Source organism: Streptococcus mitis (assembly GCF_002096815.1).
In the GTDB taxonomy this organism is placed as follows: Bacteria; Bacillota; Bacilli; order Lactobacillales; family Streptococcaceae; genus Streptococcus; species Streptococcus mitis_AD.
The window spans coordinates 238,472-263,920 of record NZ_NCVJ01000020.1 but is presented as its reverse complement, the minus strand read 5'-3'; the positions used below and the strand labels follow the sequence as shown (position 1 = coordinate 263,920).

Sequence of the window (25,449 nt, the reverse complement as noted above, 5' to 3'; positions counted from 1 at the left end):
CCCGTCTAGCAAACGGGCGCATTCAACCTGACTCTGCCAACTCTCCATGTCAGGGAAGGCTTACTGCCTTACCCTTAATTCTTGATACTACCATTCTAACAGATTTTTGACTTCATGCCTGTACCGTTACTATCATTCACTATCAATTCCGAAAGAATGACATCAAGCTCATTTACCGCCTGTTTCTTCAAACGGTAGTATGTGGGAGAACTCATTCCCCCCATGCTATCACAGATATCATCAACGTACATTTTATTAATATATGTCATCCTCAATACTGTTCTATGTTTTGGATTTTTAAGCCTATTGATCATCCGACCTAATTCAAGCTTTCTGTTAATAACTTCTTTGGTATCTTTCTCAATTTCATCTTTCATCGTGATCAACTGAGCGTACACGTCATCAACTTTTCTAGTTTGACCACCTTGGACTTTGACATCGGACCACTTGGGACTTGAGAGCAAACCAGCCTCAAGTTCTTTGATTTCGTCGATACGACTCTGGATGTCCATGTCAAGGTCTTGTAATTCTTTCAATAGCTCTTTAGCCTTGTTCACTCTCTGTCTCCTTTGTGATATAATAATATTATTGAGATTATAGCTGAGGCAGAGAGTGCCTTGGCTTTTTTTATTACCAAGTTATGTGAATTTTCTTGTTAGAAACATACTCAGAACCGCTGAATAAATCTTTAGAATAGTATAGTTTGTATTCCACTAAAAAACCTGGCCCTAGCAACTGTTTTATTGCTTCTATCGTCTTTGTATCATCTAAGCGACGTTTAATGTATTCATCTCTAACCGATAACACATTAATTAAATGACCTGTATAGCCTTGCTGGGCTGATATTTTATTTTGTGTTCTAGGTCGTATTCCTTAAAATACCTCTCAAACCATTTAGCGTGACTCTCTGAATTTAATCGTTTCACCTCATCAATTAGTGTCATTTCTTTACCTCCAAAAAATTATTTTTTTTAGTAGCTATTGAGTATCCTCATCGTCTTTTCATAGCTTAGATGTACTTTTGCTCTTTCCTCCTCGTATCCGAATACTTTTGGAATTCTGAAGTAAATGATTGTAGTGTTGTCATGGATTTTGACGACTGAAAAAATGTGTTTGAGTAAGTCTTTTCTAAAAACTACGTTAGGAAAAACCACAAGCTCTCGAGCTCCTATTCCTGTTGTAGTCACTTTCTTTATTTTGCTCCCTGTGTACGGATATTTTTTTGGTCTCATTGTTTATCCCCTTCCTTATTCTCTAAAACGGCATCTTTTGTAAAAGTGTCGCCAATTCCATAGTACTTGTACTCCTTGGATGTCACTTTAAATGCTTTTTCAACTGGCTTATTACCTGCATATCCAGAAACGACCAGAATATATCTTCTTTCGGTTCTGGTTGGCACAAGTACCGAACTTTTACCGTTCATAACAGGTATGAACGTTGTGTGAGGTTCATCAATGTATTTATCTACAACTGTCCCACTCGAAATCTGGTGACATGCTACGAGTAAGGATGCAAATAAAATAACACATAAGATTTTAAAATATCTCACTCCTTGCCCTCCAAAAGCTCTGGGTTTTCAAACCTATTTCCAATAATGGCGCTTTCTTTTAGCGTTTTGGGTTCAAATGGACTTATCCTATCTGGATCAGCAGCGTTGATGCACTCGACATAAAAACCTAGTCCGTCGTACACTACACCTAACGTATACCCATTGCTCTTCGATGACTCAATGTATTCATAACTTCCAAATTTTACAACCATTCTAATTCCTTGAATTTCAAGGATGTCCCCTTCGAAGATTTCCTGACTATTCTTGTCAAGAACCCCTGTAGATTGCATTAGTTCAAGGTCATTATTTACAATCCAGTCACCAGCGACTGAATCCTCATCAATAATCCAAATATTGCCACCACCAACCATCACTTCGTCCAGTTGATACATACGGCTTAATGAGCTGCCATCATACGCTCTGAATTTTGTTCTCATAATCTCACCTCATCTCCTACTTTCACTTTGTCGTACTTATCCTTTGAAATCACAAACACCCCATAATCTCTGATAGTCACTGTATACAGCTTGCCATGTCGTCCTTTCTCGACGACCTTACCAAATATATCAGCGCCAGCGTTATCTGCCTTGTAGACGACAATCGGACGCTTTTTCTCCAACTCTGCAATCTTATCCATCTGCCAGATGTTCAATCCAGCAGAGACAAGAATCCATATTGCGATGAATCGTTTCATACTGTGACCTCCTTACTTTTTTGAATTCTTTCGTTTAAAGACTGGATTATGTCTTTCTTTTTCCTTCTGCTTGTGGTAATTATTGTCTTTATCAAAAACAGAGTTTTCATCTCTCATAATTTTTTTCACAACATATGGATTCATTAACTCTTTTTCCTTTTTCTTTGGTTTTACATTTATTTCTAGAAAGAAAGATTGATTTGGAATTTCAAGTGCGAAAGTTGTTGTATTGTTATCAGGAGAGTTTAAAATATTACCAATTTCAAGAATAAGCTCAGTAATACTACTTCCAAGCGTTAATGCCATCACTCCACCTCCTCCATTTTCACCTTATACATTCGATTCCCTCGATACTTGCTTTCGAGCTGAGCCTTGCATTTAGCAGCATCACCCACTTTCTTAAAAAAGTGAGTTTCGTCTACCATGTTGTCAAAATACAATGTTACTGTGTATGACATTTCTTCTCCTATACTTATTAAAAAATATGTTTGTTTAATGAATATTTTTTCTAAGGTTACAGGTTACATCACTTTTTGAAAAACATATTTTATAAAAAACAAGAATGCTGTTATATCAACGTTTATAGCACTTGCTATTTTTACTTATTAAATATTTTATATAAATGATGTAACCTTACTAATAGACACCCCAAAATATCAGTAGTATCAAGGGTTTAGGAGGGTTACATCACTTTTTTTAAATTTTTATCAAAAACAGCACTCAAACCTTTGATATAACTGATTTTTCCTGTGGTTACATCAATGATGTAACCTGATGTAACCGAAACACGATTTTTGACCGTTTTTTGCCTAAAAGGTTACATCATTTTCACTAAGGTTACATCACTTCTGTTTGTATATTTTTTCTAAAATATGCACGTAATGTCTTCCCTTTAACCTTCTTTATTTTATATTCCCAATCCTGATTATTGTCCATAATCAACTTGATTTTCCTAGCAATCTTTTCACCTCTCGCGCTATCAATATCAAAGACATTCTTTAGTATTTGTTTAGCAGACACGCTTGATTGAAGCTTCACACCTTCATATATCAGACCAGACTCATTGCGATAGCTACCATCATTGAAGTAGCACCAGGTATATTGATATTGCTGAGAAACTGAAAAGTCTTCCCACTCTTCCGGGACTAGCATTTCAAGATAATCGTAGACCTGTGATTCTGCCTCATCTTTATAAGTGAAACGCTCCTTATAGACCGCAAGCTCATTTTCGAACTCATCATCAAAGGTAAGCATAAATCCTTTTTTGTAGATGGCAACTGCTTCACCCCAAAGCTGGAGCACATCATTCTCTGTCATATCAAAAGGTTTTACAAACTGCTGGCCTGCATCCACCAGCACAGGCAGAAAGCGCCGCTCGCCAGTCTTATCTCCCAGATACTCAATTTTATTGCTAGTCCTTGCGATCACAAAGTTTTTAGGAAATTTTTCAGCCCTGCGACCGTAGGATCTACGGAAAGAAAGTTCTGTTTTAGTCACAAAGGCTTTGAGTTCGTCAAAAGTAGTCTTTCTGGAAGCAACCATCTCATCATCGTTGACGATCAGTGATTTCAGCATAATCTCATAGTTGTCCTTATCCATAAAATCCTTAGCTGAATCTGTGTACCAATCGACGGCTATTTTTTGCAAGAAAGTGGTCTTTCCAGCCCCCTGGCCACCGACAAGATCCAGTGTGTAGTCAAATTTAACCCATGGATTAAAAACCTTGGAGACTGCCCCAACAAAGAACATGACGGCTATTTTTTGAACGAAAATACTGTCCTCGGCACCTAACCAAGTTTGAAATACCTGGGCAAGTCGTTCTTTATGATCCCATGACTCATAAGCATTTTCCATATATTCTTTAACCGGATTGTAGGTTTTTTCTGCAAAGAACGCTTCGATGCCATCCCTTAATGCTCCAGCCTTGAAAACTGTCTTGAAGTGATTTTCTAAGTAAACGCTCAAATAGGATTCGAAGGCAGAAGGTAGCTGCCCCTTTCTCAACTGGATAGCATCCAGTTTGACATCCTCCACAATTTCATGTTCTCCAGTAAACTCATTGTGCCGGAGAAAATCATTGAGCTTACTGTCACTTTTCATGGCAAGTAGTACATTTCTAGGACTGTCAGCCACAATAGATTCAATTTCAATCTGTTCGCCTTCTTCATTTAAGATTTTTTTCTTTCTGCGTGAAAATTGCTTAATTGAAATATTCGTAACATCACCTATTATGGCCACCCCCCCTCATATGTTTCTTGATCATGGATTCGACAGTCCTACTTAATTCTTTGTGACTAAGAGGTTCTACTGAATTGTTATTGGCTGTTTCTGCTAGTTGCAGTATACAGTTCGGTTCTACTGACCTGCTCAAGAGTCCGCCTACAAATTTTGCAAGTGTATCATTTCTGCTGCCTTCATCGCCGAAGCCTAGGACAACCATTTCAAATAATTCGGTTGTTCTGTTTCGTTTGCCAGCACCTTTGCTGATTTGATAGTAGATATTATCCAGATCGCTACCAGAGTTCTTTTTGTTGTATTCCTTCTTAATGGCCATAACAAGAGATCGACTAGCAGTGACCATAGTGCCACCCTCTTTAGATTTTTCTAAGTCCCAGGCATATTCTCCTTTTGGGGTCTTAGATGGAGCAACTAAAACATAGTTATTTGGATGCGCCTTGATGTCGACGCCAGGTAGAAATCCTATCATTTGAGTCATGGTCACGTCTGGATGCTTAAAGTAAAAGATATGTTTTCCACCACTTGCAGTTCTTGCCTGCAGCGTTGGAGTTATCAAATTCAGATGCTCCCAATTTGCCAAGCTCTCGTATCCGTTATGCTTACCGTGTAAGTCAATATCGATTACGAAGAATTTGTCAGTCCGGACAGCAATGTTGCTATCCGGATACTGAATCCAAAAATCCTCAATTTCTTGCGCAGTCATAGCTGGTTTATCAGCAAATTTGATCATCGGTTGCTTATTTGAAGGACTAATAGGAATAACCGAAAATCCTTTTTTTTTGATAAGCCAAGGCATGTTCTTTCATTCCCATTTAGTAACTCCTTAGAATGGTAAATCGTCGTCTTGAATATCCATCGGGTTGTCATTCCCAAATGTATCATTCGAACTTTGTTGATTACGGCTTTCCAACATTTGGAAATTCTCAGCTACGACTTCTGTCACATAGACACGTTGTCCTTGCTGGTTATCGTAACTACGAGTCTGAATACGGCCTGTAATCCCAACAAGAGAGCCTTTCTTAGCCCAATTAGCAAGATTTTCAGCCTGTTGGCGCCACATAACGACATTGATGAAATCAGCCTCACGTTCGCCATTTTGACTCTTAAATGTACGGTTTACTGCAAGAGTAAAAGTCGCAACTGCTACATTTGATGGGGTATAACGTAACTCAGCGTCACGTGTCATACGCCCTACAAGTACAACATTGTTAATCATTATTTTATTACCTCCAAAATTCTACTGAACGTACTCTCATGAAATGAGTATAATCCAGGGTTATTTCTCTTCAAAGGCTTGATAATTTTAGTAACAATTTCTTTTAAGGACATATCTGAAATTTCAAGCCAAAAGAAATCGTTCTTAGTGTAGTTGTAAACACAATCAATTTCTCCGTGCTTATAACATACACCCCAAATCTCACCTTGATGCTGATAAACTAGGATCTTATCATAATAATCAATCTGTAATTCAATCGGACGTTTGCGCCCCAGTTCCGTATATCCCATTACTCAATACCTCTTGCTTTCTTGGCATCTGCTATAATCTTCTGAGCTTCCTTCAATCGATCAGCTGGAATGCTTTCAGGTTTGTCAACACCCATTTTATCGATGAACCATTTTCCAATTGTTGCAGCAGGACTCCCTGTAGCCTCAGCCATATTTTTGAGTTCTGTCCGAATGGCTTTAGCCTGTGCTCCTGTAATTGTTTTGGCTCCGTTACTTTTAGCTGGAGCATTAGCCGGTTGCTTTTGCTGGCTATTTGTTTTTTGAGCTGGTTTTTGCGACGTACGGCCTGCTTGGCTATTCTGATTATGATATTCATCCGTATCAGGATCCTTGTTGTCATCAATCATAAAGAGTCCGTTTAGCGCGTACTTACGTGCATAGCTGGATGCAGCACCTGTAACTTGACTACCATCCATCCCTTTTTTGCTATCATCTTCTCTAGCATAGGCTGTAGTCCCAATAGTTTCACCAACCGCATAAAGAGTCGCAGTTGCTTCAACATAGTACCTGTCACCGATTTGTACAATTCCATCTTGTAAAATCAATACCGCATCATGTTCCTTCAGTATTGGCTTCAGCGCTTCTAAGATGTCCTCTGCGCTTCGATAGCTGTACTTCCCAAAACTGTTATACTGTCCTTTGGGAGCAACTAAACTCTGCTGGATGCTCTGTAAAGTGACAAAGATTGGGGATTGTTGTTTTGTTACCATACAGTTCCCCTTTATAAACTTCTCAATAGATCAAACAAATCAGGCTTAGTATTTTGACGCTCGATTTTTTGAACATCGCCACCATTTGGATAAGTTAGATCAAATGTAGCCTTAACCCGAATAATCTCCATTCCGTGTACTTTAGCCAATGCTTTTAGCGCTGTTTTCTGTTCAAGATAACAATCATATGGCATTGTAAGAGCACCTCGAATATCATCCACAAAACCGGCCTGAGTAGCTAATGAAGAACGCTTGTTCTTGAGTTCATTTAAAAAATGTCCGCTTTGTTTGTCACGCATTACAATATAATCACTTGAAAGTTTCATTTTGATTCTCCTTAAATTTGATAATCTTCTGGGTATTTTGGAGCAAGAGGTCTGTAATTAGATTCTGCTTTCTTTCCACATTTCTCACATTCCATATTTGGGACCACGTTATTATGAAAGTTTGCGTCATCATATCCGCTATTAATTTTCATGAAGCCACAATGTTCACATTCATATTCTGCTGTGAATTCTCTTCGGTATTGACTGATAATTTTTTTAATTCGCATTCGATTCTCCTTAGAAATAAAATTCAATGACACGCACGTCATGTTGTTGACGGCTGCCTGTTACTCGCCATAAAAGTTGGCGATAATCGTCATAATCACCGTCAGACGGACTGACAGGATCTAAAATTACAATAGTCTTAAATTTATGTTGTAGACCATCCACACCCACACCCAACACCTGGCTCGTGGCTACAACGTTTGTCTGTTCAAGAGAGTCCTTCTTATCTCCTGTCCAAATACCAATTTCTGGATGACGTTCTCGAATGACCTCTACAATCTGCTTAGATTTGCTGACTATCAACATTTCTGTCTTACTAGCCAGCAGAAGATCCAATTGAAGTAGCATTGGAGTATCTGCATTAACAGCCTTCAACTTTGGGAAGTCAACCTCAAATCCTGTCTGGATTAAATATCGTTCAAAAGTCTTTCGACCAAATGTTTGTTTGGCCATGGCATATTTACCATTTTTCCCAACGATGTTCAATTTTCTAAATTGATCTAATTCCTCCGGATTTGCTGTTAGACACCAGATAGGTTCAAAGACAACTTCAAATCCGTTGTTTTCTTCGGCCTCCTCAATATCTTCTACTTCTTCCCAGCGGAAGAAGTTGGGCAGATTACTTACATAGTTTTCATAATCTCGAAAGTCATCCCATTCTTGCTTAGAATAGCTGAATTTGGAATACTTCATCTTGCCGTGGGCTAGTTGCCAGTTTTCCCTTTGATTAGGATCAGCCATACCAAAAAATGTTTTTTCTAGAGGGTAAAAATTTTGCCCCTTCTTCCTGATCGGGGTTGCAGATAGTCCAACTGTATAGCCACGTTTGACCTTGCGATAAGCCTTCACGTTGGCATCACTAGACATGTTCTGCCACTCGTCAATAATGAACACATCGCACTCAATAGACTCACCGCTTGCAAGTCTGTTCTGCAATCTGCGGTCCGTCATGGTTTCTAATTCAAAATCAGTATTATAGCCTAAATTTTTATAGGTACTACTCCAGCCATCCAGAATGGCCAACCGATTATTGATTACTAGGACTTTTTTAGCCCCCTTGTGCTTCGCTATTTCAAAAGCACAGATTGTTTTACCACGTCCACCGTATGCCTCAAGGAAAATCCCAGGACAATTACGGTCACTTCTTTTGACTGCTTCAGCTTGCCATTTGCGTAATTCGATTGCCAATGTCCACAATCACCTCCTCAATATCGTTCCTCTGGGCATAAAATAGCCCGAGCCTTGCAGCTGCCCTCACATCGTTGTGATGACTCTTGTCAAAGGTCCACAGCCCTAAAGCTTTTAATAAGTCGTTGGGTATATCTGTCTGATAGCCAGCATTTCGTTGCAGAACCAAATTCGGATAGCATAGCTCAATGGCTGCGATAGTTTCTACAACTGAGTTATCCCTGGAATAATCATTGTCCCTAACTTCGAATTTTTCAACGACCACTATATCAAACTCAAGACTGCGACCAATCTCTTTAAACCAGGCTTTGAAGTTTTGAGCGCCATAAGGGACTACCCAATAATCGACCAGTTTCGCATTATCCAAGAGTACAATTCCTGTTGTACTAGTTTCGATTTTATTACTACTTGGATCAATAGCTAAAATCTTCATCAAACACCAACTTTCTCTGTTAGCACTCCTGGATAAAGGGCCGTGTTAAACCAATTTTGTTTATTCACTTTTGCAAAAGCAAATAGCGATTTAACTTCTTTTGCTTGCTTCTCAAATTTTCGAATATCTTCCTCCGATTCAAAGATAGGTTTTTCCTTATATTTAGCGACTGTGACAAGCTTGTATTCCGGAGTGAATACTGGCTTTTCATTTCCCTGATCAAGATTTGCTTCATCCACTTTCACAAAACGAATCGCAACATCGAATAGAAAACCTTCAGTAACAAGTACTTCAATTGATTCCGGTCCAATCACAACTGCTAGTGAATCTGTTACTCGTGTTTTATTCATCAATTTCATTACTTAATCACCAACTTTTCCGTTCTAATGAGCTCGGCTCCTTTGACTTTCTTGCCAGATTTAAGCAACTCTTTGAGTGTTTTTTTGTCCGGCGCAAGCGTCACTTTTTTTGTAAAATATTTTTTCGGAAGGTCGTCTTCGTTGACCTTAACTGATTCTGGATTCTTAGCAATTTTTATAGTAAGAGCACCGCTCTTAACTTCGGTTTGCCCCGTGACATTCATAGCTGTCATAATGTTGTCCTTGACATAATCCAGCTTTTTCTGTGCCGCCTGTTTCTTCGCTTTGAAGCTCTCTTCCTCAGCCTTGTACATGGCCACGTCGGCTTCTAGATTCTTGATAACATGGGCATACCCTTCTGCTTTCTGTTCGAATTGTTCTTGCCAATCGATAGCCTCAAGCGTGTCCGTTTTTGTTTCGTCATCAATATCCATTTGATAAATTGTCAGAAACTGACCTGTCAGTTCGTATAAACTAGCCATTTTTTTCTACCTCTCTGATTTTGTTTGTAAGTTTTGTTAGTCCAATACCAGATTTAGTCAAATCAGCGTTGGACGTAAATAGATGATTTTGATTCATTCTAGCGATTTCATTTTTAGATAAACATGCCAGGTTTGAAATATCATAGTTTGTTTTATCGCCGTCCAGAAAAACGATTGAGTACCCTTTTGGTATCGGCCCGTGATGTTCTTCCCACACTTTACGATGTTTCAAAACCCATTGATTAGGTTCTCCAATCTTTTCTTTCGGATAACCATCTGTTGTGTAGTTGATAGTGCCGACAGGTACATAATTGGGAGGTCTATTACCTTTTTTGAAGTAACCACTATTGGGTGGCCGATTCGGGTACTTCTTCCCCTTATTGTGAGGAGTCTGACCTTTCTCGAATCTTCCCGTCAAACCACTATGTAGATTATTATTTCTCCGATAACTCTTAATCTGTTTCTCAGTTAGTGATAAGCCAAATTTTTGGTTCATTTCATTTGCGACATCACGAGAAATCTTATTTTTTTGGATCGATACAAGATAGTCGTGTTGCTCCTTAGTCAGCAATCTGCCTTGATAGGCTTCGCCAACAAGCAAGCCTAAACGTTTACGAACACCGCCGATTTGAGTCTTGTTGTAATTCGTCCCAAATTTCTCATTTAGTAATCTGGTTACTTCAGGAGTTAGTCGACCAGGGCATATTTCATGCATATACTCCGTGTACTCATCCTTCCAGCAAAGCGATCGGGGCATTGACTTCACCTACCTTGTCTTTGAATTTTTTAGCATCTAGCGCCAACTGGCCAGCTTGAAGGATTTGGCCAGAGATAGCGACCATCTGTTTTGATCGTTGGAGTTCCGTCTTTAATTCATCAGCAGTAAGATCCCTATCATCCAATGTTTCTAGTTGGGCGAAAAGAGTATTGGTTAAATCTGTCAATTTATTTCGAACCATTTACTTCGTCACCTCTTTCATCAGTTTATTTGCTTCTTTGATTAGCAAACGCATAACGTTGCTATCCGTTTCTTTTTCTGCTGCTCTTGTCAGCATATCCACCCACTCACGTCTGTTGTCATTCTTCCAATCAACCAACTCAGTGAGTGCCTGTGTATGGTTATAGTAAGGCGAGTAGTCGTATGACTTATCTTCCAAGCGAATGCATCTGCCTGCCTTGATGTCTTTGGCCAAGTTCGCCCTCACATTACTATTTGTTGTACCGACAACCTCAGCCACTTCATCACATGAGGCAGTAGGGTGCTCTCTATAATATTCCCTGATTCGTTCCGCTTGAGTCATGTTTTTCTCTCCTTACACGTTCATATTCACGTTTGAACTTGCATCTTCAACCAATGCTTTTAAATCATTTTGATATTTATCAATTAGTTGTCTGTTGTTGTTTACAAAATTTGCAACAACTTGTCCAAGAAATTCTTGAGTTGGAATTCCCTTAATATCGGCTAGTAATTTTACAAATTCTTTCTGTTCCTCAGTTACTTCTGCTCTGAGAAACGACTTCCCTTTATGGTGTAAATCCATCAGTCATACGCCCTTCCTTTAAATTCATTTTTGATTTCCACGCTCTCACATTTTACACATTCAAGAGGTGGATAGTTATCATACCAATCAAACTCACGTCCACAATCTGCGCACGTGCATTTCCATAAATACATCATTTCCTCCGTAATTTCAGTTGGAAATTCTCTGCTTCTAATCTCTTTCTTAAAGATTGTTCCTTTTTCAATTGCTTCTTGAGATCATCTATTTCATGCTGCATATGCGCCATCATTTCTAGGTCACGCATCTTCTCTCTGCGCTTACAAGTGGATAAATCCCACGCTTGTCTATCCCATACGATTTGCATACCGTACTCTCCGTGGCTCTGGTAACGCTAGAGGTTCTGGTCGTAAACCTACAGGCGGTTCGTTGTCGTAGGTAAAGCCAGGAAATGGACGACGGATATTCTTGCGAATCTCTTGCCATTTGTCCTCTCTACCACGTTCGAATGCATGGTTATACCCTTGGATAATCATAGACGCAAATTCTTGCTCTTCTCGTCTTTCTTCTTCCTTGCGTTGTTCCTGTAATTTGATATGACGACAAGCTCCTGCAAATCCAATCAGCAAGCCTCCAACGCCCATTAATTGATTTAAAATCGGTGGTTCAAACATTTTTAGCTCCTCTAAATCTTTAATTTTTTCTCTTTTTCCAACCAGTTTTTGATTGTTGTTAATAGGTTCATCCTACCGACCTCATTTTCTTGCTTTTTACCATTTCTTTTTTCCAAGCTTGAGTCCCACGATATTGCAGATATTCGTCAAAGCCTTTGATTGTGACAAGCTGGCCATCATTCCTAAGATGCTTCTGTTGGCTAGGCAACTTCTTCATCTCACGTCTCATGTCTCCTGCTTGTCGCTTTGAGCATCCAAAGATGTGTTCTAATTCTTCATCGTTGGCTGAAACCTTCTCGATGATTACATCTTTAATTCTTACAATTTCAACTGCTTCCATTTTTGCTCCTTTCTGTGATATAATTAAATTGAAAATTTTAGTAAGCGCCTGACTTTCGTTAGGTGCTTTTTGTTATAATTGACTTATCAACTTAGAATGGAGATAAATCATGACTTTTAAAGAATATTTACTTAAAGCAAGCAAACGCGACATCTACGATGATGGTAAAGATTTTGATTTTGAAACCATCTTTGCTAGAGAAATATTACGCTATGCACACGATTCCGAACTGGAAACCAAAACAGGTTTCTTTCGTCATCTTGAAATCATGAATGCTGATTCGTGGTTTGTTGAACTCGCTCGCTCAATTTATCAAGATTTTGAGAAATCAATTTCAGGTTCTCACTAATCGAGCGTGACTTTTTTTGATATGGCAATCTCAGAAATTTACCACCAGAGGTGACTACCTTAATGATTTTTTCGAGGTGGTCTTTTTCTTTTTCAAGAGCATCAATAAATTCTTCCATAGACTCTCCTTGCTAAGCTTCCTCAAATTTTTCCCACGACTCATTGATTCGCAACTTCTTGTTAATGCGAAGTTTCAAGTCATCGCTCCCTTTTCCATCTTTCAGCAACTGCGTGATAGCTGATGGACTAACACCTACAACAATGGCCAAGTCCGTCTGTGACCATCCACGTTGTTCAATTCGCTCTTTTACAAGCTCAATCCATTTAAGATGTTGTTGGCTCATATATTTCTCCTTTCTGCTATAATAGTTTTAAAAAATAATTATGAGGTAGAACAATGAAGCTGAACCCTGACTGCATTCGTGACCTATTGCTTGATATCGAAGCAAAATCTACATTTGACAATGTTGTATTTTACAGCGAAGAAAAGGACGAACCTTTGTTTGATAAATATGGAGTAGATACGATTTTTTTATCATATTCGTCAAGCAGATTACGCAGGATTTTTTATCGGAGATGTATCTTACACGTTTGACTTATCCGCGATTATTATCGACTTGTCTCCAAAAGCACACGAGTTTCTAGCTAATATTAGACAAGATACAAATTGGAACAAGACTAAGAGTATAGCTTCAAAAGCAGGCTCATTTTCATTGAATGTTTTAAAAGACATCTCTGTAGAAGTCATTTCAAAAGTTATTTCAGACCAACTTAACAAGTAAAGTGATTTTTAATTCAGAAAATTTTGCTCTTGCTTCTAGTTTTTTCAATTCATAACTTTTGACCCCTGTTAATTCCTTGGAGTCCAAAATCAATTTATTGCCACGGAAGGACAAACTGCTTAATCGTGACCTTCCTGTGTTTCTTTTAGTAACATACGGCCAATGTTTCGGTCTTGGCATTTGCTATTCCTCCTCTCTATCTAATCTATAAGTTAAAGAGTTAGTAAATTATTTTATAAAACACTTGACAACTTTTACACCATAGTGTAAAATGAAAGCATAATTAAAAACCTTGATAAAACCTTGTATCTATCAATTTTCTTGCTCGCCAAAGCTATTTATTTTTAGATAAGTTTTAACTCAGTTTTTTACTAACTCATTAACTTACAAAAACTATTTTACACTTTAGTATTATTTTTGTCAATAGAAAATAACACTTTTTTATAAAATATTTTTTGTCATGTCTTAGAAAAGGTAATATGACAATGTTTTCCACACTTGAAAAGATTAAGGAACTTGCCCAAAAACAAGGAATAAGTCTTCAAAAAGTTGCCGAAGATTTAGGCTATAGTATAAATTACCTCTATACTTTAAAAGAAAAGACTCCTAAATCTGACCGCCTACAAGAAATAGCAGACTACTTCAACGTATCCACAGACTACCTGCTCGGACGAACGGATAATCCGTCTATTGCAAAGGATGATACAATCGCAGGATACACGTCTGACGACCTCCGAAAGATGGCAGAGAATGCCAAGACCTTCGATGGCAAGCCACTTACAGAGGAAGATATCGATGCCATCCAGAACATTATTGAGATTTATTTGAGAGGTAGATAGGATATGATTACGCAAGAACAGGTAGATTTTTTTAACATCCTTTTTGAAAAAGTTCAATATCAGCTACCTTCAGTAGACAGCGCAAAGGACTATTGGTTCGTAAGAGCTCAGAAAGGATTATTTTATAAAAGTTTCCTCACCGGCGGCTATATCGCCATCGGATGGAACTACATCACCTTAGAAGACCTAGAACGACTCGATGAAGATTCTATAAAGGGAAAGATAAAAGAATTTGATAAAAGTATAGAAAAACCTGGCTCTGCCTATAGTCAAATGATGAAGTTTGCTTACGGTTTAAATGTCGGAGATGTCGTTATCGTCCCTTCAGAATCTCCAAATGATTTCCTTATTGGTGAGGTGACTAGTAGGCCCTACACAGAAAGCGATGCGAATATAGAAGCAGCCTCCAACGTTTGTCCCTTTAACAAAAGAATAAAAGTCCACTGGCTAGGAATTATTCCAAACAGAGATATTGATCCACAATTATATAAACTAGTGTACTCTGGTCACACAATCACAGATGCAAATCCCTATAAAAAATTCATCAACCGTGGTTTGTATGATACCTACATCGACCACGATCACATGAGTCTCACTTTTAAAGTCCAGGAAGAAAATAATATCGACGCTTTTGGATACTCAGCTTTCCTACATACCGTCTTGCAAATGGCAGATATCGTAAAAAAATCAAGTGGAATGGAAGATGAAAAAGTTGTCCTGAGAACCAATGTGCAATCAACAGGGCCTATCGAATTGCTTGGAAATCCAGCAGTACTTATCCCAGTCCTAACATTTATTACCATATTCGCAGGCGGAGCAGCATTCAAAAATCTCATCAAGCGTAATGGAGCTGATGTTGAAATCGACTTTAAAGGTAACGTTTTTAAGGCCCGACTTAACAGTGATGGTGACGAAGCTATCAAAAAAGCCCAAGCAAATAAAATAAATGCTGAGGCTCTTGCGTTATTAGTGGATAAAGGAATGAGTCCGGAGTTCGAAGGTGCTACATCTCAACTAGATATTAAAGCTCCAGAAGTAGCAACTAAGATTCTTCGAGATGAACTACTCGAATCTCCAGAAAAAGTCGAAGAATAATTTCAGAAATAATGAAACTGAGTAAAACGATGATTGGAAGTGTTAGGATTTGTCTTAGAAAAAAGTAACAAATCAAAAAAACAAATGCTGAAACTTGAAACAGTACAGCTAAATGTGCATAGAGTTTCAACTTCATTTTAATCACTTCCTTTCAATTCTATTTTACTCTAGTTCATGAGATAAAACAACTAATTTAAAAAAATATTTGAAGGATGATAGCCTATGACTATTGAAGAGCTAGTGGACTCGCACGGTGTCACTCTCGCTTACTTTGATAATGACCTCTGGCAAAGACCAGGAGTTTACATCAAAGAAATCAGTATTATCTTTATAAACCGTGAGCTGTCAGAGAACGCAAAAAAACGGGTCATATACCACGAATTAGGACATCTAGAACATTCTACTGCACTATATAAAAATAACCACACCAGATGCGAGAATGAGGCTAATAGGCACATGATTCATAAATTGTTAGAAGAAGAACTCTCACTATCAGATGACCATCAATCATTCAACTATCTTCATTTCATGCAAAAACATGAGCTTAGAACAGTCGCAGACGAATTGATGGTCATTGACGAATATTATGAATTGATAGGATAGTTCATCAGAATAACTATAAAAATAAAAAAACCCCACACTCAAATTTTGGTCGAGGAGAGTGTGAGGATTAGGTAGTATAGTAAAAGGCATTAAAAAGCCCTTTTTACTATACCCATTTTAACAAAAAAGTGAGGTAAAATCAATGTGGATGGAAGAATTGCCAAATGGCAAATATAAATTTTTTGAGCGCTACAAAGATCCATATACTGAGAAATTAAAAAAAGTCTCAGTCACGATGGAGAAGAAAACTCCCCAGGCAAGAAATCAAGCTGCTATCTTGCTGCAGGAAAAGATAAATAAAAAACTCAGCACAAAACAGGTAGAAAGCATTACATTTGAAGAAATCTATAACCTTTTCTATAAATCATGGGCGCAAACAGTAAAAGCATCTACAAAACACAATTATACTTTTGTTGATGCAACTATGAAAAAAGAAATACCATCTGACACTTTACTAGCTAATATCGATAGACGATATATCCAGAGCAAGATTGAAAATATTATTGATAGCAATGGCTATCATACAGCTTATAGAGTACGCAGCAGACTCAAAAGCGTCTTCGATTATGCAGTTCAATACTCCTATATCGGAAATAACGAGGTTAATTACACGGTTATTCCTAAAAAGCCGGAAACTTTAGAAGATATTGAAAAAAAGCGCAACAAGTTTTTGACTATGCAAGAAATCAAAACATTAATAGACGCACTAAACAATCAACCATATCAACAAAAATATGCCGATATGGTAACGGTTCTTGCTCTTACTGGTATGAGATATGGAGAGTTGACCGCATTACAACTCAAAAATATAGACTTCCAAAATAAAAAAATTGAGATTACAGGTAATTTTGATTCAGTAAACAAAATAAAAACATTGCCAAAAACCGCAAAATCTATTAGAACAATATTGGTATCAGATGCGGTTATAGAGGCCATACAACGTCAAGTGATCCGCCTCACTGAACGCTATCAGCCGCTAAAAGATGATGATTATATCTTTTGCTTAGAAGTCTGGAATAGCCCAATAACATTAGCATCTTTTATTCAAGCTATAAAAAAATACGGTGCGAAAGCTGGAATAGAAAAAAATTTATCTAGTCATATTTTCAGACATTCTCACATCTCGTTTTTAGCAGAGTCTGGATTACCTATCAAATCAATAATGGATCGTGTTGGTCACTCAAACGCAAAAATGACTTTAGAAATATACTCCCACACTACACAAGATATGGAGGGTAAACTCGTAGAAACGTTAGATAGTATTTTTTAATTTTGCCCCTTTCCTGCCCCTTTCGTTCGCACAAAATAACAATAACCCTTGAAAATCCAGTATTTCCAAGGGTTATATTTTTGTCATTAGAATCCGTCTACGTTCGTATAAATCTTTTGTACGTCTTCGTCGTCTTCAAGAACGCTGTAAAGTTTTTCAAATGTTTCAAGGTCATCGCCTGACAATTCCACTTCTGACTGAGGAATCATTTCCAATTCTGTCACTTGGAATTCTTCAATACCAGACTCACGGAGGGCAACGATAGCCTTGTGAAGGTCTGTTGGAGCTGTGTAAACAGTGATTGTTCCTTCTTCTGCCTCTACATCGTCCACATCCACATCTGCTTCTAGCAATTGCTCAAAGACCGCGTCCGCATCTTCACCTGCAAATACGATAACACCCTTGTTGTCAAAGAGGTAAGAAACAGAACCTGAAGCGCCCATGTTTCCGCCGTTTTTACCAAAAGCTGCACGGACATTAGCTGCTGTACGGTTGACGTTTGAAGTCAAAGTATCAACGATCAGCATAGAACCATTTGGTCCAAAACCTTCGTAACGTCCTTCTGTAAAGGTTTCGTCTGTGTTTCCTTTTGCTTTATCAATCGCTTTATCGATAACGTGTTTTGGCACTTGTGCTTGTTTGGCACGGTCGATAACGAATTTCAAGGCAGTGTTTGATTCTGGGTCTGGATCACCTTTTTTAGCTGCTACATAGATTTCTACACCAAATTTTGCATATACTTTAGAGTTAGCTCCATCTTTAGCCGTTTTCTTGGCTACGATATTGGCCCATTTACGTCCCATTAGGAATCTCCTTTTTTCACATTTTAATCTTTCTTATTATAACACAAGTTTTTTCGATTTTCACTAGAGGAAACGGATTTTATTTAGCAAATCGAGCTATGATGACACTTTTGTTGCCAAGATGGCCTTGCCTTCTTTTATCAAAGGATGACGGAAGAGTGAGAAGTACAGTTGAATGGTCATAGCAACCCAGATAAGGGGTTCACAAAGGATAACACCCCTATAGCCCGCCCAAGGAATAATCAAGACCACAAAAGCGATTTTTCCGATTAGTTCAATAAAGCTGGAAACCAGAGGAAGGACCTTTTGCCCCAAGCCCTGCAAGCAATTGCGATAAATCAACAAGAGACTCAAAATAGGATAAAAGGCTGAGCTGATTTGCAAGTAGAGACTACCATTTTCTACCAAGTAGCCATCCGTTGAACTGGCCAAGAAGGAAACCAAGGCAGGACTGGCAAAAAAGAGGAAGGCACAAACAAACACTGCCCAGGACATACTTAGACGACTGCCGATTCGAAGGCCTTGAACAATGCGGTCTGGTCGCTTGGCACCAAGATTCTGAGAAGCAAAGGTCGTCATTGACGCAGAAATAGCAGTCATAGGAAGAAGGGCGAAGGCCATAATGCGTCGAGCCGCCGTCTGGGCACTAATAATCACGGCACCAAAGGTATTAACAGAAGACTGTAAAATCACACTACCGATGGACACAATCGAACTCATCAAACCCATAGCCAAACCTTGCTCCAAGAGATCGGCGTATAAGGCCTTGTCCCATTTGAAATGCTTGAGTTGAGGCAAAAGTTCTGGCACACTCTTACGGATATAATAAAAGCAGAGAACAACTGATAAGCCTTGCGAAATGATGGTAGCAAGGCCCGCAGATTGAACTCCCAGATGCAGTTGCGTAATAAAATAGAGATCCAGAGCTACATTGACCAAGGCAGAAAAAATCAGAAAACCAAGGGCTGCTAGACTGTCCCCAATAGACCGCAACAAACCTGCAAAGAGGTTATAGGCAAAGCTGACACCAACACAAGTCACAATCATAGAAATATATTGATAGGACTGGGGGAGGATTTCAGCAGGAGTATCTAGGTATTGCAAGAGAGGATACAAACCAAGAAAGCCCAGTAGCATCACTACAACACTCAAAATTGCACCTAAAATCCAGGTGGCCGCTACCGCTTCCTTGATTTTAGTAAAATTCCGAGCCCCATAATAGCGGGCAATGACAATCCCCATACCATTTCCGACACCAAGTGTAAAGCCTATAATCAGATCAAAAATGGCAGTTGTCGCCCCTACTGCAGCCAAGGAATCTTGACCAAGGAAACGCCCAACAATCAAGACATCAGCAGTGTTATAGAGCTGTTGAAAAATATTGGATAGCAAGATCGGAAAAGCGAAGCTTAAGAGCGAGGGAAGAATCGGACCATGAATCAGGTCCACTGTTCGTTTTTTATTCATAAGGCTATTATATCAGCTTTATAGAGGAGCGACAAGAAACAGCAAACTATAGGCAATCTGAAATATTTAACAAATAATCGAAAAAGCAGTGGATTCCTCCACTACTTTGACAGCTTATTCTTCAATTTCGATTTCAAGCTCATCGCCTAGGTCAAGAGTTACTTCTTCATTCACAGAATCTGCTTGAACTGCTTCATCTTTTTTGCTTTCAGCAGCTTCTTCTCCATCAATCAAACCAAATTGAACACGGACTTGATGGTCAATCTCATCAAAGACTTCTGGGTTTTCTGCCAAGTATTTCTTAGCATTTTCAGAACCTTGCCCGATTTTCTCATCCTTGTAAGAGTACCAAGCTCCTGCTTTTTTGATGATATCCAAATCGCTTGCGATCTTCAAAAGCTCACCAGTCTTAGAAATCCCTTCTCCGTACATGATTTCAACGAAGGCTTCCTTAAATGGTGGAGCCACCTTGTTTTTCACGACCTTGATCTTAGTTTCTTTACCGACATTGGTGTCTTTTTGGTCACCAGTTCCCTTGATTTGTGTGCTTCCACGAACATCCAAACGGACTGATGCGTAGAATTTCAGAGCACGTCCACCAGGAGTTGTTTCTGGATTTCCAAACATAACCCCAACTTTTTCACGCAATTGGTTGATAAAGATGGCAATTGTTTTGGTTTTATTGATAGAAGCACCAAGTTTACGCATAGCCTGGCTCATCATACGAGCCTGCAAACCAACGTGGCTGTCTCCGATATCTCCATCAATTTCCGCACGAGGGACAAGAGCCGCAACGGAGTCAACTACGACAAGGTCCACAGCACCTGAGTCAATCAATTTTCCTGCAATTTCAAGACCTTGCTCTCCTGAGTCTGGTTGAGACAAGAGCAACTCATCAATGTTGACCCCAAGAGCAGCAGCATAAGCTGGATCAAGGGCATGCTCCGCATCGATAAAGGCTGCAATCCCACCTTCTTTTTGCGCTTGCGCAACTGCATGAAGGGCAACTGTTGTCTTACCAGATGACTCTGGTCCATAAATTTCAATGATACGTCCCTTAGGATAACCACCTGAACCAAGGGCAATGTCAAGAGCCAAAGAACCTGAGCTCATCACTTGCACCTTTTGCTCTGCACGTTCACCCAAACGCATGATTGAACCCTTACCAAAGTCTTTCTCAATCAATTTAAGAGCGTCATTCAAGGCTTTTTCACGTTCTGCCCCGAATTTTTTTGAAATTTCATCTAATTTTTTTGGTTTTTTCGCCATTCTATTCTCCTACATTCTAATGGTCCTTAGACCTATCTACTATTATATCAAAAGTTAGTCACTTAATAAAGCCTTGCGAACTTGGTTAAAGGCATGCATAACCGCAATGTGGCGTACATCTGCTCGACTTCTGCCTCCAATATTGACCTTGATGACCTCAGTTCCATGCTCCTGTGCCAAGCCTATAAAGACTGTCCCAGCTGGGTGCCCTTCTAGGCTATCTGGTCCTGCCACTCCAGTCAAGCTAATGCCAAAATCTGACTGGGTCTTGCTTCGTACCTGTTCAGCCATCTTCTGAGCTGTATATTCAGACACCACACCCTGTTCTTCCAAATCCTTGACAGGAATATCCAACATCTTTGATTTTTCCTCCAAGCTATAGGTTACAAAACCACCCTTAAATATACTTGAAGCACCCGAAAAATCCGCTACCTTAGCTTGGAAAAGACCAGCCGTCAAACTCTCAGCAGCCGTGATGGTTTTCCCCTGCCTTTTCAGTTCTTCTACCACAATGCTAGCTAAACTAGTTTCTTCCCCATAACCATAACAAAGGTCTCGTAAAGAAAGGCCTTCAAAGGTCTGGCGACCTAAGATTTGATTTTCCAAGATATCCAGCGCTTGAGTCGCCTCTTCTTGTCTGCTAGCCTTTATTGACAAACGCAGAGTGACTTCTCCTGTCTTGGCATAAGGCGCTAAGGTCGGATCTGTTTGATTGTCAATCAAATCAGCCAAAATGGTCACTAGCTGACTTTCGCCAATTCCAAAGAAACGAAGAACTCGGGAATACAGCTTGCTCCCTGTCATCAACTTGGGTAGAAGTTGGTTTAAGACCATGGGTTTCAATTCACTTGGTGGACCAGGAAGAACGACGTAGGTCACTCCATCAACTTCTAAGATTCCTCCAACAGCCAATCCTGTTTCGTTTGGCAGTGGAGTCGCTCCTTCTACAATTTGAGCTTGTCTTTCATTATTCGGTGTTCGGGCATAGTCTGGTCTCTGGGCAAAAAAGACATCCAACTTCTCCTGTGCCTGAGGATCAAAAACTAATTCTTTTCCTAAAAATTTAGCCAACGTTTGCTTGGTCAAATCGTCCTCGGTTGGCCCTAAACCACCTGTCAAAATCACCAGACTGCTACGTTGACTGGCAATCTCAAGCAAAGACAAGAGACGAGCTTCATTGTCTCCTACAGCCGTCTGAAAATAAACATCTACCCCAATCTCTGCTAGTTTTTCCGATAAAAACTGAGCATTGGTATTGACAATCTGTCCTGTCAAAATCTCTGTTCCAACAGCAATGATTTCTGCTTTCATGTTTCCTCCTACCTATCTATTCGTACTTTTTTGAAAAAATCGCAGGAAATTTCCCACGATTTCATTATTAATTTTGTTCTATTTCTACACTTGAAGCATTCGTTGGTGTAGCAGTTCTTCCAAGAGCTGCTTCGTATAACACAGCATTGGTTTCTACTTCAGTTACTTCCTCTTTACCTAGTGAACGACGTAAGAGATTTTGCATTTCTAACATATGCTCAGTTGTAACAATCTGGTAAGAAATGCCCTGCAGTTCAGCATCTTCTCCTCGCAATTGATATGTTTCAATATTCTTGAAGGAATCTTGATAACCAAGTAATTGTGGAATACTTTTCGCTGACAAATCAACGTTTGTTTGCATATTGTCAGTCAAAGCTTTTAAAATCCCTTGATAATGACTCACACTGTTCAGACTCAAGACCTTCTCAACAATTTTTTGAATGACTTCACGCTGACGTTTTTGACGACCATAGTCTCCTTCAGGATCTTGATAACGCATACGAGAATAAACAAGCGCTTCCTCACCATTTAAAGTCTGTTGTCCAACACCAATAGAAATAGTATTAAATTCCTCTTGGTCACTAATAGAAATCGGGAAGCCCAGCGTGTTATTGACAGTTATACCACCCACTGCATCGACTAACTGTTGCAAACCGTGCATATTGACCATAATATAGCGATCAATATGGATGTTCATCATCTTTTGAATGGTTGAAATAGCTAACTCTGCACCACCACCAGCATAAGCAGCGTTTAGTTTTGCTTCCTCAATACTACCATCTTTATGCTGAATTTTCGTCAGGATATCTCGTTCTAAACTCAACATCGTTGTCTTTTTCGTGTGCGGATTAACCGTCAAGAGAATCATGGAATCACTATTTCCCTCCCATGGATCAGTCCGTTCCACATTTCCAGTATCAACCCCCATCAAAAGAATCGTTAAGGGTTCAGTAGCCTCAATAACATTGGTTTCTTCCCCAATTTTTTTATAGGTTTTTGATAAGGTTTCTGTACCTTGCTGATAAATAGTATAAGCAAATACACCCACACCCAAAACTGTCACAGCTAGAAAAGCTAGCACCATTCCAATAATTTTTTTAACCATATTTCTATCAATCTATCAGTCTACCCATCAGGTAAACATCAATAAATTCCCCTTCTTCTATGTACGCACCACGCTCTTGTCTACCTTCAATCGCAAAGCCATGTTTTTGATATAGATGAACTGCAGCTTGATTACGAGTTTGGACAGTGAGTTGAAGTCTACGAAGAATGCCACTAGCCTTTGCCCATTCTATGACTTCTTCAAGTAATAAGCTCCCCAGTCCATTATTCCAATATTTCTGACCAATCACAATAAACAGATCCCCAATATGACGAACTCTCTTACGTTGATCAGCTGTGATATTTACAAGACCAGCAATTTCATCATTCAACAAGGCAAGTAAAGTGATTTGATTTTCTGAATGAGCCTGTTTATCCAAAAACAACTCCATCTCAGTATCTGTCAACAGTATACCTTCTCTGTCCAGACTGGTAAAATCTGTTTCTACACTGACACGATTTAAAAATGTCACTAACTCAGCAGCATCACCAGGTTCTGCTTCTCTAATGAGCAATTCATACTCCATGTCGAAGCTCCTCTAAGAGTTTTTCTGCACGCAAACCCTTTGCTTGGAAATGTAATCTGCGACCGTCTCCTTCTTTTAGAATTTCCAATTCTAAATAAGTGTCTGGCAAGGCATCACCTAAAAGATGTCCCCACTCGATGACAGTCACGCCACCACCAAAGAGAAACTCATCTAAATCAATAGAATCAGCGTCCCCCTCAATACGGTAAACATCTAAATGATAAAGAGGAAGACGACCTTCATACTCTCTCACTATAGTATAGGTTGGACTCTTAATCATCTGAGAAATCTGTAATCCTTTAGCAAGGCCTTTTGTAAAGGTCGTTTTGCCTGCTCCAAGTTCGCCAGCTAGAATTAAAACATCATTCTTTTCTAATAAACAGCCCAAACGTTCACCTAAGGACTGTAATTCTTCTTCATTTTTAGTGTGCATGTTTCTATTATACCAAAAAGTTTTTCTTTGTCGAGATATTATCTGTGAATTCCATATTATAAATTGTAAAACTTGGATCATCTCTTCTTTTGTTCTTAAAATAGAAACAGTAAGAAGACGACTAATAAGATATCTCTCATCAAATGGCTGTAAAATGAAACTTCCCAACGAATGACTTTGGGCACCAATAGTCCTAGAAATAGCATTCCCAAGGCAATATAAAAGGTCATGGATAATAGCATCCAAGGATTTCTGAGAAAGATTAGAATAGCTAATCCACTAATAAAACACATTTCCTTCTTTCCCAAAATCTTTTTCAATCCATGTACATACTTCTGAATCGGCAGAAAAACTAACAAATCAATACCAAATAAGAAAAAGAAACTCGGTAGAAAGGCTTCCACAAACCCTTCTACGGATGTATTTCCTGCAAGGATGTGTTCTATGACAATTAAAGCTAAACCCAAAATATTTACTAAGAGCAAGAGACTATACAAGAATTGTTGCTTATCTTCCTTAAAAACTGAATAATATTGATTTCCCTGCCCTCTATAATAGTTTAATCCTGCACCAATACTGGCAAGAAGCAACATGCCAACTAAATAATAGAAGCAGTTTTGATTTAACAACAAGGACCAAGTCGATAAACTTAAACAAGAACAGCTACTGATACCAAAAATCGTCAACAATAACAAAACTCGAATTTGCTTTTTCATTTTTTCCATCATTCTTCCTCCCTTACTTGCTCTTATTATAGGCTAGAACTCCTCACCCTTGCTAGAATATTTCTCAACTGTCAGTTTTCTACTCTAAAATGCAAAAAAATTTGATGCAAGTAACCCTTACATCAAACTTTTACTATTTCTCTTCAAACCAAAGTGCAATTTCTCGCTTAGCTGACTCTTCTGAATCTGAACCATGTACAACATTTTGAATAGCTTGATTTTCACCAGCCGCTTTTGCAAAATCACCTCGAATAGTTCCTGGTAAAGCTTCTTCTGGACGAGTCACACCCATCATGGTCCGCCAAGTTTCGATTACTTTAGGTCCAGAAATGATACCCACAAGAACTGGGCCTGAAGTCATAAATTCACGAATTGGCGGGTAAAAACTCTGACCAACTAAATCCTGATAGTGCTGGTCAATCAACTCTTCTGAAACCTGTGAACGCAACTCCAATTTTTCGATTGTAAAGCCACGTTGTTCGATGCGTTTCAACACTTGACCCACTAATCCTCTTTTTACACCGTCTGGTTTAATGATAAAAAATGTTTGTTCCATACCCGTCTCCTTTGTCAGCTTCTTTCTTTTATTTTACCACATTTTATGGAAAAATGGAGAAAGTTTTCAGAAAAGAGAAAGAGAACCCGAAGGC

41 protein-coding genes and 1 pseudogene are annotated in these 25,449 nt (G+C 39.0%); 6 read left to right on the top strand and 36 right to left on the bottom strand.

The genetic code is table 11. The features are described 5' to 3' along the window. Positions 1 to 95: 95 nt before the first annotated feature. The 25 genes and pseudogenes from B7696_RS06725 to B7696_RS06605 all read right to left on the bottom strand — a co-directional run bounded on the left by B7696_RS06725 (position 96) and on the right by B7696_RS06605 (position 12,223). Positions 96 to 557, bottom strand: coding sequence for a DUF1492 domain-containing protein (locus B7696_RS06725; RefSeq protein WP_084862861.1), 462 nt, complete (start codon positions 555 to 557; stop codon positions 96 to 98). Between the two features lie 255 nt (positions 558 to 812). Then, positions 813 to 944 carry a hypothetical protein gene (locus B7696_RS10615; RefSeq protein WP_275655724.1) on the bottom strand — a complete coding sequence of 44 codons (132 nt, stop codon included), beginning with the start codon at positions 942 to 944 and terminating at the stop codon, positions 813 to 815. Positions 945 to 1,228: 284 nt separating this feature from the next. Beyond that, positions 1,229 to 1,549 (bottom strand): 3-dehydroquinate synthase, encoded by a 321-nt coding sequence (locus B7696_RS06710; RefSeq protein ID WP_084862857.1) that lies wholly within the window; start codon positions 1,547 to 1,549, stop codon positions 1,229 to 1,231. Beyond that, positions 1,546 to 1,986: a YopX family protein gene (locus B7696_RS06705; RefSeq protein ID WP_084862855.1), complete on the bottom strand. Its 441-nt coding sequence runs from the start codon at positions 1,984 to 1,986 to the stop codon at positions 1,546 to 1,548. The genes B7696_RS06710 and B7696_RS06705 overlap by 4 nt, the downstream gene beginning before the upstream one ends. Then, on the bottom strand, positions 1,983 to 2,243 hold the full coding sequence (locus B7696_RS06700) for a DUF1372 family protein (RefSeq protein WP_084862853.1): 261 nt from the start codon (positions 2,241 to 2,243) through the stop codon (positions 1,983 to 1,985). The genes B7696_RS06705 and B7696_RS06700 overlap by 4 nt, the downstream gene beginning before the upstream one ends. A gap of 12 nt (positions 2,244 to 2,255) precedes the next feature. After that, on the bottom strand, positions 2,256 to 2,549 hold the full coding sequence (locus B7696_RS06695; protein ID WP_084862851.1) for a hypothetical protein: 294 nt from the start codon (positions 2,547 to 2,549) through the stop codon (positions 2,256 to 2,258). Beyond that, positions 2,549 to 2,701 (bottom strand): DUF7204 family protein, encoded by a 153-nt coding sequence (locus B7696_RS10445; protein ID WP_192856292.1) that lies wholly within the window; start codon positions 2,699 to 2,701, stop codon positions 2,549 to 2,551. Before B7696_RS10445 ends, B7696_RS06695 begins: the two co-directional genes overlap by 1 nt. 379 nt (positions 2,702 to 3,080) lie before the next feature. Next, entirely contained in the window at positions 3,081 to 4,481 is a 1,401-nt protein-coding gene (locus B7696_RS06690; protein ID WP_084862849.1) for a VapE domain-containing protein, read from the bottom strand. Beyond that, positions 4,465 to 5,293, bottom strand: a pseudogene (locus B7696_RS06685) (bifunctional DNA primase/polymerase). Before B7696_RS06685 ends, B7696_RS06690 begins: the two are co-directional and overlap by 17 nt. An 11-nt stretch (positions 5,294 to 5,304) precedes the next feature. Next, on the bottom strand, positions 5,305 to 5,697 hold the full coding sequence (gene ssb, locus B7696_RS06680; RefSeq protein ID WP_084862847.1) for a single-stranded DNA-binding protein: 393 nt from the start codon (positions 5,695 to 5,697) through the stop codon (positions 5,305 to 5,307). Further along, positions 5,697 to 5,987, bottom strand: a complete 291-nt coding sequence (locus B7696_RS06675) for a hypothetical protein (RefSeq protein ID WP_007518737.1) — start codon at positions 5,985 to 5,987, stop codon at positions 5,697 to 5,699. Before B7696_RS06675 ends, ssb begins: the two co-directional genes overlap by 1 nt. Further along, positions 5,987 to 6,697, bottom strand: coding sequence for an ERF family protein (locus tag B7696_RS06670; protein WP_084862844.1), 711 nt, complete (start codon positions 6,695 to 6,697; stop codon positions 5,987 to 5,989). The genes B7696_RS06675 and B7696_RS06670 overlap by 1 nt, the downstream gene beginning before the upstream one ends. Positions 6,698 to 6,708: 11 nt before the next feature. Continuing rightward, positions 6,709 to 7,023 carry a hypothetical protein gene (locus B7696_RS06665; protein ID WP_084862842.1) on the bottom strand — a complete coding sequence of 105 codons (315 nt, stop codon included), beginning with the start codon at positions 7,021 to 7,023 and terminating at the stop codon, positions 6,709 to 6,711. An 11-nt stretch (positions 7,024 to 7,034) separates the two neighbouring features. Then, positions 7,035 to 7,250 (bottom strand): hypothetical protein, encoded by a 216-nt coding sequence (locus B7696_RS06660; protein ID WP_084862840.1) that lies wholly within the window; start codon positions 7,248 to 7,250, stop codon positions 7,035 to 7,037. A gap of 10 nt (positions 7,251 to 7,260) precedes the next feature. After that, on the bottom strand, positions 7,261 to 8,436 hold the full coding sequence (locus B7696_RS06655) for a DEAD/DEAH box helicase family protein (RefSeq protein WP_084862838.1): 1,176 nt from the start codon (positions 8,434 to 8,436) through the stop codon (positions 7,261 to 7,263). Next, the gene (locus B7696_RS06650; protein ID WP_049479651.1) at positions 8,405 to 8,869 is read right to left on the bottom strand and encodes a hypothetical protein; all 465 of its coding nucleotides are present in this window, start codon (positions 8,867 to 8,869) and stop codon (positions 8,405 to 8,407) included. The genes B7696_RS06655 and B7696_RS06650 overlap by 32 nt, the downstream gene beginning before the upstream one ends. Next, positions 8,869 to 9,219 (bottom strand): hypothetical protein, encoded by a 351-nt coding sequence (locus B7696_RS06645; RefSeq protein ID WP_239822197.1) that lies wholly within the window; start codon positions 9,217 to 9,219, stop codon positions 8,869 to 8,871. The genes B7696_RS06650 and B7696_RS06645 overlap by 1 nt, the downstream gene beginning before the upstream one ends. Before the next feature lie 8 nt (positions 9,220 to 9,227). Further along, complete coding sequence (locus tag B7696_RS06640) at positions 9,228 to 9,710, bottom strand: siphovirus Gp157 family protein (RefSeq protein WP_049479653.1); 483 nt, start codon at positions 9,708 to 9,710, stop codon at positions 9,228 to 9,230. Next, positions 9,703 to 10,425: an HNH endonuclease signature motif containing protein gene (locus B7696_RS06635; protein ID WP_084862836.1), complete on the bottom strand. Its 723-nt coding sequence runs from the start codon at positions 10,423 to 10,425 to the stop codon at positions 9,703 to 9,705. The genes B7696_RS06640 and B7696_RS06635 overlap by 8 nt, the downstream gene beginning before the upstream one ends. A gap of 13 nt (positions 10,426 to 10,438) precedes the next feature. After that, positions 10,439 to 10,669: a hypothetical protein gene (locus B7696_RS06630; RefSeq protein WP_084862834.1), complete on the bottom strand. Its 231-nt coding sequence runs from the start codon at positions 10,667 to 10,669 to the stop codon at positions 10,439 to 10,441. Continuing rightward, entirely contained in the window at positions 10,670 to 11,011 is a 342-nt protein-coding gene (locus B7696_RS06625) for a hypothetical protein (RefSeq protein WP_084862832.1), read from the bottom strand. 12 nt (positions 11,012 to 11,023) lie between these two features. Beyond that, entirely contained in the window at positions 11,024 to 11,251 is a 228-nt protein-coding gene (locus tag B7696_RS06620; RefSeq protein ID WP_084862829.1) for a hypothetical protein, read from the bottom strand. 133 nt (positions 11,252 to 11,384) lie between these two features. Further along, entirely contained in the window at positions 11,385 to 11,576 is a 192-nt protein-coding gene (locus tag B7696_RS06615; protein WP_084862827.1) for a hypothetical protein, read from the bottom strand. Then, positions 11,557 to 11,883, bottom strand: a complete 327-nt coding sequence (locus tag B7696_RS06610) for a hypothetical protein (protein ID WP_084862825.1) — start codon at positions 11,881 to 11,883, stop codon at positions 11,557 to 11,559. Before B7696_RS06610 ends, B7696_RS06615 begins: the two co-directional genes overlap by 20 nt. Positions 11,884 to 11,950: 67 nt before the next feature. Continuing rightward, complete coding sequence (locus B7696_RS06605) at positions 11,951 to 12,223, bottom strand: hypothetical protein (protein ID WP_054380428.1); 273 nt, start codon at positions 12,221 to 12,223, stop codon at positions 11,951 to 11,953. A 109-nt stretch (positions 12,224 to 12,332) separates the two neighbouring features. On the opposite strand from B7696_RS06605, the gene B7696_RS06600 reads away from it, so the two are divergent. After that, positions 12,333 to 12,572, top strand: a complete 240-nt coding sequence (locus tag B7696_RS06600; protein ID WP_084862823.1) for a hypothetical protein — start codon at positions 12,333 to 12,335, stop codon at positions 12,570 to 12,572. A gap of 130 nt (positions 12,573 to 12,702) precedes the next feature. Here the strand turns inward: B7696_RS06600 and B7696_RS06595 are convergent, their stop codons facing one another. Next, positions 12,703 to 12,915: a helix-turn-helix domain-containing protein gene (locus tag B7696_RS06595; protein ID WP_084862821.1), complete on the bottom strand. Its 213-nt coding sequence runs from the start codon at positions 12,913 to 12,915 to the stop codon at positions 12,703 to 12,705. 177 nt (positions 12,916 to 13,092) lie between these two features. On the opposite strand from B7696_RS06595, the gene B7696_RS10575 reads away from it, so the two are divergent. Beyond that, complete coding sequence (locus B7696_RS10575; protein WP_338092169.1) at positions 13,093 to 13,353, top strand: DUF2513 domain-containing protein; 261 nt, start codon at positions 13,093 to 13,095, stop codon at positions 13,351 to 13,353. Here B7696_RS10575 and B7696_RS06585 read toward each other — a convergent pair. Beyond that, positions 13,333 to 13,533 carry a hypothetical protein gene (locus B7696_RS06585; protein WP_084862819.1) on the bottom strand — a complete coding sequence of 67 codons (201 nt, stop codon included), beginning with the start codon at positions 13,531 to 13,533 and terminating at the stop codon, positions 13,333 to 13,335. The genes B7696_RS10575 and B7696_RS06585 overlap by 21 nt on opposite strands. Before the next feature lie 305 nt (positions 13,534 to 13,838). On the opposite strand from B7696_RS06585, the gene B7696_RS06580 reads away from it, so the two are divergent. From B7696_RS06580 to B7696_RS06565, 4 genes are all read left to right on the top strand, one after another. Continuing rightward, positions 13,839 to 14,192: a helix-turn-helix domain-containing protein gene (locus tag B7696_RS06580; RefSeq protein ID WP_084862872.1), complete on the top strand. Its 354-nt coding sequence runs from the start codon at positions 13,839 to 13,841 to the stop codon at positions 14,190 to 14,192. Positions 14,193 to 14,195: 3 nt separating this feature from the next. Then, positions 14,196 to 15,287, top strand: coding sequence for a hypothetical protein (locus tag B7696_RS06575; protein ID WP_084862817.1), 1,092 nt, complete (start codon positions 14,196 to 14,198; stop codon positions 15,285 to 15,287). Between the two features lie 222 nt (positions 15,288 to 15,509). Beyond that, positions 15,510 to 15,890, top strand: coding sequence for an ImmA/IrrE family metallo-endopeptidase (locus B7696_RS06570; protein ID WP_084862815.1), 381 nt, complete (start codon positions 15,510 to 15,512; stop codon positions 15,888 to 15,890). 142 nt (positions 15,891 to 16,032) lie between these two features. After that, a complete protein-coding gene (locus B7696_RS06565) occupies positions 16,033 to 17,160 on the top strand; it encodes a tyrosine-type recombinase/integrase (RefSeq protein ID WP_084862813.1) in 1,128 nt (375 codons plus the stop codon). A gap of 86 nt (positions 17,161 to 17,246) precedes the next feature. Here the strand turns inward: B7696_RS06565 and B7696_RS06560 are convergent, their stop codons facing one another. The 9 genes from B7696_RS06560 to ndk form a co-directional block, all read right to left on the bottom strand. Further along, the gene (locus B7696_RS06560) at positions 17,247 to 17,963 is read right to left on the bottom strand and encodes a YebC/PmpR family DNA-binding transcriptional regulator (RefSeq protein ID WP_000532893.1); all 717 of its coding nucleotides are present in this window, start codon (positions 17,961 to 17,963) and stop codon (positions 17,247 to 17,249) included. 96 nt (positions 17,964 to 18,059) lie between these two features. After that, a complete protein-coding gene (locus tag B7696_RS06555; RefSeq protein ID WP_084862811.1) occupies positions 18,060 to 19,430 on the bottom strand; it encodes an MATE family efflux transporter in 1,371 nt (456 codons plus the stop codon). 114 nt (positions 19,431 to 19,544) lie between these two features. After that, positions 19,545 to 20,699, bottom strand: a complete 1,155-nt coding sequence (gene recA / locus B7696_RS06550) for a recombinase RecA (protein WP_084862809.1) — start codon at positions 20,697 to 20,699, stop codon at positions 19,545 to 19,547. Positions 20,700 to 20,753: 54 nt separating this feature from the next. After that, complete coding sequence (locus B7696_RS06545; protein ID WP_084862807.1) at positions 20,754 to 22,010, bottom strand: competence/damage-inducible protein A; 1,257 nt, start codon at positions 22,008 to 22,010, stop codon at positions 20,754 to 20,756. 67 nt (positions 22,011 to 22,077) lie between these two features. After that, a complete protein-coding gene (gene lytR / locus B7696_RS06540) occupies positions 22,078 to 23,115 on the bottom strand; it encodes a glycopolymer--peptidoglycan transferase LytR (protein ID WP_084862806.1) in 1,038 nt (345 codons plus the stop codon). Between the two features lie 7 nt (positions 23,116 to 23,122). Beyond that, positions 23,123 to 23,641, bottom strand: coding sequence for a GNAT family N-acetyltransferase (locus B7696_RS06535; protein ID WP_084862804.1), 519 nt, complete (start codon positions 23,639 to 23,641; stop codon positions 23,123 to 23,125). Next, the gene (gene tsaE, locus B7696_RS06530) at positions 23,631 to 24,074 is read right to left on the bottom strand and encodes a tRNA (adenosine(37)-N6)-threonylcarbamoyltransferase complex ATPase subunit type 1 TsaE (RefSeq protein ID WP_084862802.1); all 444 of its coding nucleotides are present in this window, start codon (positions 24,072 to 24,074) and stop codon (positions 23,631 to 23,633) included. Before tsaE ends, B7696_RS06535 begins: the two co-directional genes overlap by 11 nt. Positions 24,075 to 24,169: 95 nt before the next feature. Continuing rightward, positions 24,170 to 24,802, bottom strand: coding sequence for a competence protein (locus B7696_RS06525; RefSeq protein ID WP_239822195.1), 633 nt, complete (start codon positions 24,800 to 24,802; stop codon positions 24,170 to 24,172). A gap of 130 nt (positions 24,803 to 24,932) precedes the next feature. Then, positions 24,933 to 25,355 (bottom strand): nucleoside-diphosphate kinase, encoded by a 423-nt coding sequence (ndk, locus tag B7696_RS06520; RefSeq protein WP_084862797.1) that lies wholly within the window; start codon positions 25,353 to 25,355, stop codon positions 24,933 to 24,935. Between the last annotated feature and the right edge of the window lie 94 nt (positions 25,356 to 25,449).